The sequence below is a fragment of the Cytobacillus firmus DS1 genome (assembly GCF_000565285.1).
Classification (GTDB): domain Bacteria; phylum Bacillota; class Bacilli; order Bacillales; family Cytobacillaceae; genus Cytobacillus; species Cytobacillus firmus_A.
Genome location: NZ_APVL01000003.1, coordinates 228,806 through 243,815, shown reverse-complemented (window position 1 = coordinate 243,815; position 15,010 = coordinate 228,806). Strand labels below are relative to the sequence as shown.

Genomic DNA, 15,010 nt, shown 5'->3' with positions numbered 1-15,010 from the left:
GTATATAGTGGTTTATTTCTGTACACTTTTCTCATATAATAGCCTATAAGCTTTAAATAGAGAAAGGTGTTTGCATTGAATAAAGAAAGCTTGGATCTAGTTGTTCATGAATTGCTGAAGAGATCGGGGAGTCAGGCGGACATTAAATTAGAGAAACATTTTCCGGGAAATCGTATAGCTGGCGGAAAGTACAGTATGGGAACACATACAGTAACCCTTTATGTAGAAGAGATTAAGAACCAATGCCAGCAGCTGTTTGTTTCTGCGGATCGTTTTTTGGACTATTTTGCCGTTGTGTTTGCACATGAGTTAGGCCATGCAGAAGATGCTGAGCTGGAGCAATTGGCCAGTCATCTTGATGCCTGTATAACAGAGCAGGAACGGTGGCTCACAGCATTGAAAATTGAGGAAAATGCCTGGGCATTTGCTGAAAAGCTTCTGCCGGACATGGATAAGGCATTCATGCAGAAAATTATCTATCATTCATTAAAACCATACCGGGACCAGCTTCAAATGGAGCCGGCCTGACAATATCGGAAGCCGCAGCTGGGAATGCTGCGGCTTCTTTGTTTTCTCGGATAAATGGGCGCAGTCCATTAAAAACACCCAGGTATAATAATGTTGAGAAACGTATTAATATTAGTATTAGTGATAACTATTGGTTTCCAAATTAAATAAAGTGGACCTTTTTTAACTATGAGATGCAAGAATTGAGAATCCGTTGGCAGAAAAATGCTAGGAATTTATTTCCTAGCGCTTAGATAACTGATTAACTTTTCTGTGGGTCTTAATGGCTATCCTAATAAGGAAGGCACTAAAAATACTTGAGAGAAGAGCTGAGCCAACACCCATCCACATAATGGCTTGCAGTTTTCCTTTATAATTTGGGAACATGATATTCTCCTTTTTCTTATGGATAACATAACATTATGTTTTACATAAAGACAATAAATATGTGTATATTCGCTATTCGAATAAATGTAGGACCTCTCCTTCCTTTTTTATAAATCCAAATTTAATTAGGGTATTGAAAAAATAAATTGTAAGCGTTACACTTACTGTAGTAGTGTGCACATGCTTTAAGCAGGCAGCTTTTTTTATGCCGCTTAATGCAAACGTTTGCGCATCATTGCGATTCTAGAACTAGAAATTTATATATATTGAGGGTGTTAACATGAAAAAGGTATGGTGGAAAGAAGCAGTTGGATATCAAATTTATCCCCGCAGTTTCCAGGATTCAAACGGAGATGGAATTGGCGATCTTCAGGGTATCATTCAGCGGCTGGATTATATTAAAGGGTTAGGCATTGATGTCATATGGATTTGCCCAATGTACAAATCCCCTAATGATGATAATGGATACGATATTTCAGACTACCAGGATATCATGGAGGATTTCGGTTCAATGGAGGATTTTAATCAGCTGATGGATGAGGTCCATAAGCGCGATATGAAGCTGATTCTGGATCTTGTGCTGAACCATACAAGTGATGAGCATCCGTGGTTCATTGAGTCCCGTGAGTCCAAAGAGAACCCGAAAAGAGACTGGTATATTTGGAGAGACGGAAAGAATGGCAAGGAGCCGAATAACTGGGAAAGCATTTTCGGCGGATCGGCATGGGAATACGATGAGAAGACGGAGCAGTATTATCTTCATGTTTTTTCGACCAAGCAGCCTGATTTGAACTGGGAAAATAAAGAGGTCCGCGAGGCATTATATGATACGGTGAACTGGTGGCTGGATAAGGGAATCGACGGCTTCCGGATTGATGCCATCAGCCATATCAAAAAGCGTGCCGGCCTGCCTGATATGCCGAACCCGAAGAAGAAGAAGTATGTTTCTTCCTTCGATATGCATATGAACCAGGAAGGCATTCACGAGTATTTAAAGGAATTTAAAGACCGCACCTATGCGAACTATGATGTGATGACAGTTGGCGAGGCAAACGGTGTTACTGTGGATGAAGCTGACCTTTGGGTCGGTGAAGAACAGGGTAAAATGGATATGATTTTCCAATTTGAGCACCTTGGTCTTTGGGACGCGGAAACAAACCCTGAGGTTGATATTGTCGAGCTGAAAAAAGTTCTGACCCGCTGGCAGAAAGGCCTGGAAACGGACGGATGGAACGCGTTATTCATCGAAAACCATGATAAGCCGCGTATCGTTTCCACATGGGGAAATGATAAGGAATACTGGCAGCAAAGCTCAACAGCTATGGGGGCCATGTACTTCCTGATGCAGGGAACGCCGTTCATTTATCAGGGACAGGAAATTGGCATGACTAATGTTCAATTCCCTTCTATTGACGACTACGATGATGTAGCAGTGAAGAACCTGTACCGCCTGAAAAAAGAGGAAGGCCTGTCCCATCAGAATATCATGGACATCATCTGGGCTTCTTCCCGCGATAATAGCCGTACGCCAATGCAGTGGTCCTCTAAAGAAAACGCAGGATTCACAAAAGGCCAGCCTTGGATGAAGGTCAACCCGAATTATAAGGAGATCAATGTAGAGATCCAATCACAGGACGGGGAATCCATCCTTTCGTTCTATAAAAAAATGATCCGATTGAAAAAAGATAATGAAGTCTTCACCTATGGACAATATGATCTGCTTCTTGAAGACGATCAGCAAATCTATGCTTATACCCGTACATCTGATGATAACAAGGTAGTCGTCATTACGAATCTTTCTACTGAGGAAGCCTCTTTTGAAGCAGATGAAAAGCTTTCTTATGAGCAGCTTTTATTGAATAACTACCCGGTTGAAACGCATGAAGATATGGATTCGTTTACGCTTAAGCCTTATGAAGCCCGCGTCTACCGATTGAAATAATTTCTAATAGCAGGATTCTCTTTAGGGGGATCCTGCTATTCTTTTGCCTCTGCCTTTTTGAAACTGGCCAAAAATGCTAAAATGAGGAAAATAACCAATGGAGGCGCAGGCAATGGCAAAGGGTAAAACAAATGCGATGCGTATGCTGGATGCTCAAAAGGTCGTTTATGAACTGATTACTTATGACAGCCATGACGGTAAAATCGATGGGGTTTCGGTTGCCGCGAAGATAGGCAAAAATCCTGAAGCTGTCTATAAAACATTAGTCGCCCAGGGCGTCAGCAAGCAGATCTTCGTGTTCATCATCCCCGTGACAGAAGAGCTCGACCTGAAAAAGGCCGCGAAAGCTGCCGGCGAAAAGAAAGTGGAAATGATCCCGGTCAAAGATATCCAGAAGCTGACAGGCTACATCCGCGGAGGCTGCTCTCCGGTCGGAATGAAAAAGCAGTATCCCACATTCATTGACGCAAAGGCAGAAGAGCTTGATCTGATCATAGTCAGCGGCGGAAAAGTCGGCATGCAGATGGAGCTCAGGGTGGACGACCTGCAGAAGGCCATTGGGGCTGAGCTGGCGGATTTAATCAAATAAAAGGCTGTTTTCAAGGTTTGTTGCTTTTTGTATATTATTTGCTGAGTTGATTGGAGCGGAAGGTGCGAGATCCTCGAAAATGCTAACGCATTTTCTTCGTGCGGTGTTTCTCGGGGGAGCTTATTCAACGTCCAGCGGGAGTAGCGGGACAGGTGAGACCCCGCAGACGCGGAGCGTCGAGGAGGCTCAGCGCCTGCTCCGCGGTTCGCTGAGCATCCTGGAGCGGAAATCAACGGATAATATTAATAGGTGAATAACAACAATTTTTATGAAACGAGTTAAATAATCAAAGCAAGAGTGCTGAATCACCATGATTCAGCACTCTTTTTTTTATAGGCACTCACCCAAACCGCTCCTTTTGCATACTGTAAGGTGAAAATGCATTTCGAAAGGAAGTGTAGGAGTGGCTGGGAAAATATTAAAATACTTCGCCGGCGGGAATACAGCCCGGGGATTCCACAATTTATTCGAATCGAACCTGGCAGGGCTTGATCGCTTATTCATTTTAAAAGGCGGACCGGGAACAGGCAAATCATCTCTGATGAAAGCAATCGGGGCAGATCTTTCCGAAAAAGGCTATGACCTGGAATATATTTATTGCTCGTCTGACAGTCAATCGCTTGATGGCGTCATCATCCCTTCTTTAAAAGCAGGCATTGTCGATGGGACAGCGCCGCATGTGATTGAACCGAAAGCACCGGGCGCGGTCGAGGAATATATCAATCTCGGGGAAGCCTGGGATTCAAGGGCACTGGCTGCATGTAAAGAAGAAATCACTGTACTATCGGGCCAGATCAGCAATTCCTTTGCAGCGGCTTATGACACGTTTGCCGAAGCACTGAGGATTCATGATGAATGGGAAAAAATCTATATAGAAAATATGAATTTCCAGAAGGCAGATGAACTGACGAAAAAGCTGATCGCGACCTTCTATGGAAATATGAAACTAAATAAGACTCCATGTGTAAAGCATCGTTATTTAGGGGCAGCCACTCCGATCGGAGCGGTGGATTTTGTGCCGAATCTGACGAAGGATATTCAAAAAAGATACTTCATAAAAGGGCGTCCGGGTTCCGGCAAGTCCACCATGCTGAAGAAACTGGCAAAGGAAGCTGAAAGCCGTGGATTTGATATTGAAATCTATCATTGCGGGTTTGACCCGCACAGCCTGGATATGATCATCGTACGCGAGCTGGGCCTAGCTATCTTTGACAGCACAGCTCCGCATGAATATTTTCCGAATCGTGATGGCGATGAAATCGTAGATATGTATGAAATAACGATAAACTCAGGCACAGATGAAATTTACGCTGAACAGCTAAAGGATATCAGCACCCGTTATAAAAATAAAATGACCGAAGCCATCTCCTATCTGGCACGGGCAAAAACCCAGCGGGACACGCTGGAAAAAATCTATGTAAATGCTATGGACTTTTCAGTGGTTGACCGGATCAAAGAGCAGGTCCGCTCTGAACTGCTGCTGATTGCGGAGAAAGTTTAATCTCGAAAGGAGTATCGAAATGGATTATATGAACTATCCGTTTTATCCATATTTGTATGAGCAAAATGAACATGGCCGCATTTTTCCGGGCGGTGGATCAGGAGGAGGCTTCGGCATCCCGGGATTCCCGCCGGGTGGAGGGTTCGGACCACCAGGACCGCCACCAGGTGGACCGGGCGGCGGATTTGGACCTCCGGGACCTCCACCGGGACCTCCAGGTGGTGGAGGAGGCTCCGGAGGACAGGATGGACCGCCATCGGCTCCGCCGCCAAACTTCACCCCTCAAATGCAGCAGGTCAGCACATTCGCTGTTGATCCCGGTGCCATAAGAGGCTGCTTATTCCGCAATACCTTTATATGGCTGCAAAACGGAAACAGCTTCTGGTTCTACCCGACCTTTGTCGGCAGAGACTCAGTAGCCGGCTGGCGCTGGAGAAACTGGCGATGGACGTATTACGGAACAGACTTGAGGAGAATTCGTTCCTTTCAATGCTTTTAACATACAAAAGAGGTATCCCGCATAAGGATACCTCTTTTCGTATGTTAAAAAAGAATGTGTGCAGCCAGCACGATCACCGGCAGCGTAATAAGCGTTCGCTGTATAAAGATGATAACAAGATCCCAGAAGGATACAGGTATTTTGGAGCCGAGCAGAAGTCCGCCGACCTCTGACATATAAATCAGCTGGGTAACAGATACTGCAGCCACAATAAATCGCGTCATCTCACTTTCGATGCCTGCTCCGATAACGGATGGCAGGAACATATCGGCGAAACCGACCACAAGTGTTTCAGAAGCTGCTTTTGCTTCCGGCACCTGCATCAATTCAAGCAATGGAATGAACGGCATTCCCAGATAAGTGAAAACCGGTGTGTATTCAGCAACAATCAGAGCCAATGTTCCCAAAGCCATGACAATCGGGGCAACACCCATCCACATATCCAGAATGTTTTTGGCGCCATCCTGGAAGAAGGCTTTCAGGCTTTGATTGATGCGTGCTTTATCTAAAGCCTGCTTAAGTCCCCAGCTGAAAGGAGTGTGTCCTTCAGGAATGTTTTCATCAAGCTCCGCTTCCTGCCCGTTATAATACGTATCAGGCTTTTTGGCCAGAGGCCAGATTCTCGGACTGATAATGGCGCAAATGAACCCTGCTGCTGTAATGGTCAGGTAAAAAGGCACAAACATATGGCCGAGATTCACCTGTGAAATAACAACAAGGCTGAAGGTAATGGATACGACGGAAAAAGTAGTGCCGATAATGGCGGCTTCCCTTTTCGTATAATAGCCTTCCTCATACTGCTTGCTGGTCAGAAGAACACCAATCGTGCCATCGCCAAGCCAGGAAGCTACACAGTCAATTGAAGACCTGCCAGGCAGCTTAAAGACCGGACGCATGATTTTTGTTAAAAGCGCTCCAAAGAATTCAAGCAATCCGAAATTCAATAGCAAAGGCAGGAAAAGCCCTGCAAATAAAAAGACCGAGAACAGGATCGGCAGAAGGTCATTTAAGAGCAGTCCTCCCGTGTTTTCAGACCAGATCTGTTCAGGCCCCATTTGAAATAGGGTAATAACCGCAAAAACAGCGCCGATAAATCTCGCTGCAGCCCAGATGTAGGGAACATCAAATAAGTTCCTGAAAAAAGGGATTTTTTCAATAAAAGCAGGCTTGGCGAGCTTCGCCAGCAATGTACCCAAGAATGTAATGACAATAATAAAGGTCATAATTTCCGGAAGATAGTCTGTAAGCAGGTTTTGGATCCATCCTGAAAAAATAGCGATGGGTATCGTAATATCCCCTTGATATTTGATCGGAACCATGAATAAGCTGATTCCAATTAAGGACGGTATGAGAAATTTTATCAGATCGGAAGAAGAATGCTTCTTTCTGGATGCATCAAACAATATCATTCACCTTTTTCTTATATTTATAAACCACATGTTATTTTAATTCATAACCCTGAAAAAGCCAACCCTTTCTCTTAAATTCCACCGTTTCCCTTCTTTTTAAACTTCTTATTTTTAAGCTCCCATATTATGTTAAAATATTAAATAATCAAAAAAATCAAAAAGCGGGTGTGCTGATGTTCAGGTTTCGTTTATATTGGACCTTCACAAAAAAGGCCTTTCTGCGATCAGCCGTTTATCGGTTCGATGTATGGTCCAGGCTGGGCTCAAACCTCATTTTTCTGCTGATGTGGGGTTCGATCTGGACCGCTTTATATGCCGGTAGGGAAGAAGCAGGTGGTGTCAGCTTTGAATCCATGCTGACGTATATAGTGGTCAGCCAATTTTTAACGGGAGTAAATGGGGCGGGCACTCCGCTCTGGGAAATCCAGGAGAAGGTCCGGACAGGAGATATTTCCCTGGAATTAATGAGACCGTTTGATGTGCCGCTCCGCTACCTTTTTGCCGACTTTGGCAGTGTGGCCTTTTACATACTGACAGCTTTGCTCCCTTTATACACCGTCATGTTCATCTTTATGGATTTGACACTGCCTTCAGCCTGGGAGACTTGGGCGTTGTTCATCGTATCCGCTTTTATTGGATTCCTGATCCGCTATTGCATTGAAATGTCCTTCGGGCTGCTTTCCTTTTTTCTCGTTGAAACGGGCGGGATTGTCGATGTCTTTTACTTCGCGATGTCCCTTCTTTCCGGATCGGTCATTCCGCTGTGGTTTTTCCCGGGCTGGCTGGAAACGATGGCGCTTTACCTGCCTTTTCAGGGAATCTATTACATACCAAATGCGATTTTTATAGGGAAAATCACTGGTGAGGAGATTCTGTTATCCCTGGGAGTCCAATTATTCTGGGCTGTGTCCAGTTATCTGCTGTTAAGGTTTGTCTGGAATCGCGCATCCCAAAAAGTAGTGGTGCAGGGGGGATAAATGTGAGTGTTGTAAAATATTTCGATTTATATTTCAAGCTCATCTCCGCAGGGGTGAGGGCCCAGCTGCAGTATCGTTTTGCTTTTGTCATGAGGATTGTCGGCCTCATAACATCCTATACGGGCACCGCTGTCACGATGTGGATTATGCTTTATCAGTTTCAGGAACTCGGCTCATGGACCTTTTACGAGATGCTGTTTCTATTTGCAGTCGCTGTATTATCCTGGGGGTTCTGCATCATTCTCTTTTTTCATTTCAGGGGGCTGGACACCTACATTTTAAACGGCACGTTTGACCGCTTCCTTGTCAGGCCCATCAATCCATTTTTTCATTTCATGGCGATGAAATTTGATGTTGGCGCATTTGGACAGTTCATCTTCAGCATCGGCATTTTTATCTGGGTCAGCTTTGAGCTGCAGCTGGATTGGACAATTGGGAAAAGCTTGTTTCTGCTGTTATCTGTGGTTGGAGGCATCCTTATTCAGGGCGGCCTGCTCGTCATGATTTCTGCACTCGCTTTCTGGACGACGAAATCGGAGCAATTTTATTGGGTGGCCATGTTTCCTGCCCGAAATCTGACCAATTATCCTCTGGTCATTTATCCGAAAGCTGTCCAATGGTTTACGGCTTTTGTGATCCCATTCGGCTTTGTGAACTATTTTCCCGCGGCTGTCCTTTTGGAAAAGGAAACACCCTTTTTCCCGGAGAATATCGGGTATTACTCGCCGCTTGTCGGCATCGTCTTTTTCGCTATTGCTTATTCAATTTGGATGCTGGGTTTAAAGAGATATAAAAGTACAGGTTCATAGGAGGGCTGGAATTGCCGGTTATAGAGGTCGAACATCTAATGAAGGACTTTATGATTGCCAAGCGGGAGACAGGCTTCCTTGGCGCTGTAAAGAGTCTCGTAAAAAGAGAGCATATTAAGAAAGAAGCTGTAAAAGACATCAGCTTTTCGATCAATGAGGGGGAAATGGTCGGCTATATTGGGCCGAATGGCGCAGGAAAATCCACCACCATCAAAATGCTGACGGGCATTCTGGTTCCAACTTCAGGAAGTGTGAAGGTGAACGGCATCATTCCCTATGAAAACAGGCAGGAAAATGCCAAGAATATCGGAGTGGTTTTCGGCCAGAGAACGCAGCTCTGGTGGGACCTGCCTACAATTGAATCGTTTGAGTTGCTGAAGGAAATCTATCAGGTGCCGGATAAGCGGTATAAGGAAAATATGGATACTTTCACCGAGATATTGGGGCTGGATGAATTCCTGAGCACGCCGGTCCGCCAGCTGTCGTTAGGGCAAAGGATGAGGGCAGACATTGCCGCATCCCTGCTGCACGACCCGCCCATCCTGTTCCTGGATGAGCCGACCATTGGCCTGGATGTCGTCGCAAAGGAAAAGATGAGGACTTTTATAAAAGAGATTAATAAAGAGCGCAGCATAACCGTCATTTTAACCACCCATGATATGGAGGATATCGAAAAGCTCTGTGAGCGGATGATTCTCATCGACCATGGGCAAAAGGTGTATGACGGGGAAATCGCAGTCGTCAAAGAGCGTTTCGGCAAAACGAGGACACTCATCGTTGACCTGGAGGAATCATCACGCAGCCTAAAGCTTAGGGGCGGTGAGGTGTTTAAAGAAGAAGCAAGCCGCTTCTGGATTCGATTTAACCGGGATGATGTGTCAGCTTCAGGACTGATTGCTCAAATTACCGAAACACATAATATCAAAGATCTGACAGTGGAAGAGCCTGCCATCGAATCGATCATCAGCCGCATATATCAGGAGGGCTATCAGGACCTGCCGGAGACGGTAAAAGTGTAGCCTCATAGAAAAATAGGCTTGGTAAATATATCAATATTTTCTGAAAAATCAATATACTATATAGAGGTGATCACATTGATTCTATATTTGCTGGGCTTTTGTGCAGTATTGCTGGGAACAGGAATGTTTGTGGACTGGTGGCATAAAAAGCATGGAATTGACGACTATGACACCGGGGAAAATGAAAAGCATGTATCTGAGTCAGAGAGAGCCTACATGGAGTCCTATATGCATAACATGAAAAATGATCATCATAATGGAATTTAAGCCTCCCGATGAGGCAGCTGCTCATAATAGAAGAGCATGGCGGGTGCCATGCTCTTTTCCTTTTAGAAAAATAAGAATCCCATTGAAATGATCACGCCGCTGACCAGGAGAGTCAGCACGCAGAATCCCATGATGTCTTTCGCTTTTAACCCCGCAATGGCGAGTGCCGGCAGCGCCCAGAAAGGCTGAATTAAGTTGGTCCAGGCATCACCCCATGCGACCGCCATGGCCGTTTTGGGGATGGAAGCCCCCATTGATTGAGCCGCTTCAAGCATAATTGGAGCCTGAACAGCCCACTGTCCTCCCCCTGAAGGAACAAAGAAGTTCACTACACCCGCGCTTAAGAACGCGAAGAAATGGAACGTGTAATCATTCGAAATGCTGACAAATGCTTCGGACATCACCGCAGCAAGTCCTGAGGCGGTCATCATGCCCATGATTCCGGCATAAAACGGGAACTGAATAATGATGCCGCTTGCTCCTTTTACCGCATTCAGGACAGCTTCGAGGAACTGTTTAGGCGTTCCATGAAAAAGAATGCCCAGGAACAGGAACAAGAAGTTTACGATATCAAGATTTAGATTAAAGCCCTTTGATGCGAAATAATAAAATAAGAACGCAAGTCCAAGAATCCCGGCAAGCAGGGAAATGATGCGGCTGTTTTCCAGGCGTTCAGCAGGTGTCATTGCCTCTTTTTCAATTGCAGCTGCCTGGATGTCTTCCTGAAGAAGTGCAGGGTCAACCACAATGGTTTCCTCTTTCGATGGCATCATAAAGCGGTTTACAAAAGGCAAAACTAATAATAGTGCGATAACAATAAAGATATTAAAGCCGGCGAAAATCGTCTGGTCTGTAGAAATAACGCCAATCATATCTTCAGAGAAGTGGCCCGGCGTAGCAATCGTCAATGGAATCGAGCCGGAAATCCCCCCGTGCCAGACAACGAATCCTCCGTAAGCGCTTGCAATTAAAAGGCGATAATCCACATTTTTCACCTTTTTAGCAAGCTCTTTTGCAAACAGGGCGCCGATTACAAGGCCGAAACCCCAGTTAATTAAGCTTGCAACCATCGAAACGAATGACACAATCAGGATGGCCTGGCCGGGAGATTTGGCCAATGATGCCAGGGCGCCTAACCCCTTTTTAAAAATATTGCTGCTGGCTAATACATGTCCTGTGACTAAAACCAGCACCATCTGCATGGAAAAAGTCAAAAGGCCCCAAAATCCGTTTCCCCAATGCTGAACCATCTGGTAAGGCCCATTATCTGTAAAAATCAAGCCTAATCCAAAAACGGCAAAAGTTAGGATAATGACAAATAAAAATGGATCCGGCAAGTACCGCTGCATAATGCGGTTAAAGAATGATACAAGTATCCTCATGCTGCAACCCCCTAAAAATTTTTTCTCGAACCTAATATACTTTCTGTAAAATTCAGTTTATTCCTTCTTTTCTGAAATAATTCTTGTATAAAAGGCTTTTGCCATTTAAATTGGGAGAGTAAATTGTGTAAAGGGGATTGGGATATGGACGTCAAAATAGTAAAAGCGGCAATCGCGGATCGGGACATTGTAAGGAACATGTGGCGGAACTTCGGACACTGAAAGCGAAAATCTGCGCCACAGAGTCCGAACTCAGTCAAACTTCAGATACACAAAGCGAAAATCTGCACCCCAGAGTCCCGACCGCCAGCTCCCCGCCAACAAAGTCAAAAAAACAGACCTCCTCCCAGAGGTCTGCCCGGTTATTTTTTGCGCTTGACAGGTATTGTTTCCCTGCGCAGCATTTTCAACAGCGATATGCACATGAAAATCAGGATAATGGTAAATGGCAGCGCCGAGACCAGAGAGGCTGTCTGAAGGCCTTCTAGTCCGCTGCTTAACAGCAGGACCGCGGCAATTGCTCCCATCAGCACGCCCCAGACAATCCGCGGGAATAGAGGCGGATTCAGGGTGCCGTTAGCGGTCATAACACTGAGGATATAAGTTGCCGAATCCGCCGATGTAATTAAGAATGTCAGAATCAGCAGAATGGACAGTACCGAAACCAAAAAGCTGAAAGGCAATTGGTTATAGGTCTGGAACAACGCAGAAGTCACATCATTGTTAACGGCCTCTGCAATCTGTGTGCCGCCGAATAAATCAAAGTGCAGCGCTGTGCCGCCGAATACGGCAATCCACACAAGCGCGATGAGCGGTGGAACAATCAGGACGCCGACAACAAATTCGCGGATCGTTCTCCCTCTGGAAACACGGGCAATAAAGGCACCGACAAACGGGGACCAGGCAATGGCCCATGCCCAGTAAAAAATCGTCCAGTCTCGGATCCATGTGCCTCCCTTATAGGGGGTCAAGCGCAGGCTCAATTTAATAAAACTTGAGATATAGTCGCCGATTCCAAGTGTAAAAGTATTTAAAATAAACACAGTCGGGCCGGTAACCAGTACAAAAATCATCAAAACCAGTGCCAGTCCGAGATTGATGTTGCTCAAGTATTTGATTCCTTTATCAAGACCTGTCGAGGAGGACAGCAGAAACAAAGAAGTCATTACCGCAATAATCAGAATTTGCGTCATAGTGCTCTGCTCAATGCCGAATACTGCGTCAAGCCCGCCGTTAATCTGCAGAATGCCCAGTCCAAGCGAGGTTGCAACGCCCATGACCGTTGCAATAACAGCCAGGATATCAATGACCTTTTTCAGCAGGACAGGATCTTTTTTCTTGCTGAACAAAGGAGTTAAAGTGGTAGAGATCAGTCCGTTTTCTCTCCTCCTGAATTGGAAATACCCCATGGCCAGTCCCACGATCGTAAACACGGACCATTGGCTGACTCCCCAGTGGAAAAAGGAGTAGCCCATCGCCTCGCGGGCCGCTTCCGCTGTTAAAGGATCCATGCCTTCTCTTGGCGGAGTGAAATAATGGCTCATCGGCTCGGCAATTCCCCAGAAAACCAATCCAATCCCAAACCCTGCACTGAATAACATCCCAATCCATGTGAAAAATGGATAATCCGCTTTATCTTCATCATTCCCAAGCTTGAGACGGCCATATTTGCTGATAGCCAGAAAGATACAGAATAAGACAAAAAACAAGACCGAAATTAAGTAAAACCAGCCAAATGCGTATGTAGTGAAATCAAACGCTTCTGTTGCAGCACTGGCGAACAGATCAGGAGCCAGGGCCCCCAGTAATACTAAGAATGTTATAATTACGGCTGAAACCCAAAATACACTGTTTATACTGCCGGATTTATCATTCAATAAAAATCCCCCCCTAAATTTGTGAATCACATTTGTATTTTGGCCTTCTTTTCTGTCTAATCATTCATTGGGATTTGTAAAATGCAGGTAAAATGGGATTAAATAGAAGAGGAAAAGCTGTCCGAAAACGCAGAAAGCAACAAATCTCTACAATACCTTACCCTTAACATGATGACATAAACCCGTTTTGATGTAAAAAGGAGTGCTCATATGGATATCCAATTATTAATCGAGCTTTTTGAAGAAAACCGGGACACAGAAAAAGCGATCCCCATGCAAAACTATATGAAAAACCACTTTTCCTTCCTGGGAATTAAGGCACCTGAAAGAAGAGCCCTGCTAAAAGAATACTTCAATAAAACAGACCTGCTGAAGCAGGAGTTTAATCCGGCATTTGTGGAAGCCTTATGGGATATGGAAGAGCGTGAATACCAGGCTGCTGCCCTTGACTACATCGGGAAATTTACCAGGAAGCTGGACAAAAGCCATCTGGCATTAATCGAGAAGCTGATTACCTCAAAATCCTGGTGGGATACTGTTGACATGTTGGCCAGTCATGCAGTGGGAGCCATCGCCGCCAAAAACCCGGAAGTCATCCCCGAAAAGATAATGGGATGGGCGACAAGCGAAAACATGTGGCTCCGCAGAACCGCCATCCTATTCCAGCTGAAATACAAAACCAGCACAGACGAAGAGCTGCTATACCGCTGCATCCTTTTAAACAATGACAGCAAAGAATTTTTCATCCAAAAAGCCATCGGCTGGGCTCTCAGGGAATACTCGAAAACAAATCCCGAGTCAGTAAAAAGGTTTATTGAATCAAACACACTTGCAAAACTGAGCATCAGGGAAGGGAGCAAGTATGTTGGCTGAGAAAAGCAATTATTTAAAATAACCCTTAGAACATGATAGAATGGCAAATAAGTTTTTCAGAAAAATACTAATGCCAGAAGGTGAATTTAATGATCAAATGCATTGCCAGTGATATGGACGGAACGCTTTTAACCGCTACACAGAAAATAACGCCTGAAAATTTAGAAGCCATTAAAGCCGCACAGGAAAAAGGAGTTGAAGTGGTCATCGCGACCGGGCGCTCCTATTTCGAAGCAAGCTTTGTCCTCGATGAAGCCGGCATTTCCTGCCCGATTATTTGCGCAAATGGGGCAGAAGTAAGAGCCTCAGACGGGAAAGTCGTATCCTCCAGCCCGCTCGATAAGGACCTGGCCAAAAAAGCAGCCTATATCCTTGTTCAGAACAATGTGTATTTCGAGGTATACACCAACCAGGGTACATATACCATTGATGAAGACCGCGGCGTCTCCATTATTGTTGATATCTTTTTAAGCGGAAATCCGGAAGCGGATATTGATGAAGTGACCAAAGCGGCGGAAGAGCGCTTTACAAAAGGGCTTGTCCATAAAGTGAACAGCTATGATGAGCTTTTCAACAGTGACGAGCATCAAATTTACAAGCTGCTGGCCTTCTCGTTTGAACCGGATTTTCTTGTTTCCGCGAAAGAAGACCTGCTGAAGCTTGAAGGCATGGCCGTAAGTTCATCAGGGGATGAGAACCTGGAGCTGACCAGTGTGAACGCCCAAAAGGGAATTGCCCTTGAAGCATTTGTGAATGAAAAAGGAATCTCGCTTTTGGAAACCATGGCCATTGGCGATAATTATAATGATTTGTCCATGTTCAAACGCGCAGGAAGATCGGTTGCCATGGGAAATGCCGATGACATCATTAAAGCACAGTGTGATCTGGTGACATCCGCAAATGAAGACAGCGGTGTAGCCAAGGCAATCTGGGAAGTCCTGAAATAAAATTTTTAAGGGGGATGAAGGCTGG

The 15,010-nt window shown here is 45.1% G+C and carries 14 protein-coding genes; 11 read left to right on the top strand and 3 right to left on the bottom strand.

Annotation, left to right across the window (positions count from 1 at the left end):
- Positions 1–66: 66 nt before the first annotated feature.
- The 5 genes from PBF_RS05615 to PBF_RS05595 all read left to right on the top strand — a co-directional run bounded on the left by PBF_RS05615 (position 67) and on the right by PBF_RS05595 (position 5,425).
- On the top strand, positions 67–528 hold the full coding sequence (locus PBF_RS05615; protein ID WP_235192202.1) for a hypothetical protein: 462 nt from the start codon (positions 67–69) through the stop codon (positions 526–528).
- Between the two features lie 646 nt (positions 529–1,174).
- Complete coding sequence (locus PBF_RS05610; RefSeq protein ID WP_035328149.1) at positions 1,175–2,836, top strand: glycoside hydrolase family 13 protein; 1,662 nt, start codon at positions 1,175–1,177, stop codon at positions 2,834–2,836.
- Between the two features lie 112 nt (positions 2,837–2,948).
- Entirely contained in the window at positions 2,949–3,425 is a 477-nt protein-coding gene (gene ybaK, locus PBF_RS05605) for a Cys-tRNA(Pro) deacylase (RefSeq protein ID WP_035328147.1), read from the top strand.
- A gap of 403 nt (positions 3,426–3,828) precedes the next feature.
- Positions 3,829–4,926, top strand: coding sequence for a PRK06851 family protein (locus PBF_RS05600; RefSeq protein WP_035328144.1), 1,098 nt, complete (start codon positions 3,829–3,831; stop codon positions 4,924–4,926).
- Between the two features lie 19 nt (positions 4,927–4,945).
- Positions 4,946–5,425 carry a hypothetical protein gene (locus PBF_RS05595; RefSeq protein ID WP_035328141.1) on the top strand — a complete coding sequence of 160 codons (480 nt, stop codon included), beginning with the start codon at positions 4,946–4,948 and terminating at the stop codon, positions 5,423–5,425.
- 44 nt (positions 5,426–5,469) lie between these two features.
- Here PBF_RS05595 and PBF_RS05590 read toward each other — a convergent pair whose 3' ends face one another.
- Positions 5,470–6,834 carry a YjiH family protein gene (locus PBF_RS05590; RefSeq protein ID WP_035328138.1) on the bottom strand — a complete coding sequence of 455 codons (1,365 nt, stop codon included), beginning with the start codon at positions 6,832–6,834 and terminating at the stop codon, positions 5,470–5,472.
- A 173-nt stretch (positions 6,835–7,007) separates the two neighbouring features.
- Between PBF_RS05590 and PBF_RS05585 the strand changes: the two genes are divergently transcribed.
- From PBF_RS05585 to PBF_RS05570, 4 genes are all read left to right on the top strand, one after another.
- Entirely contained in the window at positions 7,008–7,811 is an 804-nt protein-coding gene (locus tag PBF_RS05585; protein WP_200870017.1) for an ABC transporter permease, read from the top strand.
- A gap of 2 nt (positions 7,812–7,813) precedes the next feature.
- On the top strand, positions 7,814–8,620 hold the full coding sequence (locus tag PBF_RS05580) for an ABC transporter permease (protein ID WP_035328135.1): 807 nt from the start codon (positions 7,814–7,816) through the stop codon (positions 8,618–8,620).
- 11 nt (positions 8,621–8,631) lie between these two features.
- Positions 8,632–9,639, top strand: coding sequence for an ABC transporter ATP-binding protein (locus PBF_RS05575; RefSeq protein ID WP_035328133.1), 1,008 nt, complete (start codon positions 8,632–8,634; stop codon positions 9,637–9,639).
- A gap of 66 nt (positions 9,640–9,705) precedes the next feature.
- Positions 9,706–9,906, top strand: coding sequence for a hypothetical protein (locus tag PBF_RS05570; RefSeq protein WP_235192209.1), 201 nt, complete (start codon positions 9,706–9,708; stop codon positions 9,904–9,906).
- Positions 9,907–9,968: 62 nt separating this feature from the next.
- Here the strand turns inward: PBF_RS05570 and PBF_RS05565 are convergent, their stop codons facing one another.
- Together PBF_RS05565 and PBF_RS05560 are read right to left on the bottom strand one after the other, a co-directional pair.
- Positions 9,969–11,288: a short-chain fatty acid transporter gene (locus tag PBF_RS05565; RefSeq protein ID WP_035328128.1), complete on the bottom strand. Its 1,320-nt coding sequence runs from the start codon at positions 11,286–11,288 to the stop codon at positions 9,969–9,971.
- A gap of 362 nt (positions 11,289–11,650) precedes the next feature.
- Positions 11,651–13,165 carry a BCCT family transporter gene (locus tag PBF_RS05560; protein WP_035328125.1) on the bottom strand — a complete coding sequence of 505 codons (1,515 nt, stop codon included), beginning with the start codon at positions 13,163–13,165 and terminating at the stop codon, positions 11,651–11,653.
- Between the two features lie 210 nt (positions 13,166–13,375).
- Here PBF_RS05560 and PBF_RS05555 point away from each other — a divergent pair, with 210 nt between their 5' ends.
- Positions 13,376–14,038 (top strand): DNA alkylation repair protein, encoded by a 663-nt coding sequence (locus PBF_RS05555; protein WP_035328123.1) that lies wholly within the window; start codon positions 13,376–13,378, stop codon positions 14,036–14,038.
- Between the two features lie 89 nt (positions 14,039–14,127).
- Positions 14,128–14,985: a Cof-type HAD-IIB family hydrolase gene (locus PBF_RS05550; RefSeq protein ID WP_035328121.1), complete on the top strand. Its 858-nt coding sequence runs from the start codon at positions 14,128–14,130 to the stop codon at positions 14,983–14,985.
- Positions 14,986–15,010: the final 25 nt, after the last annotated feature.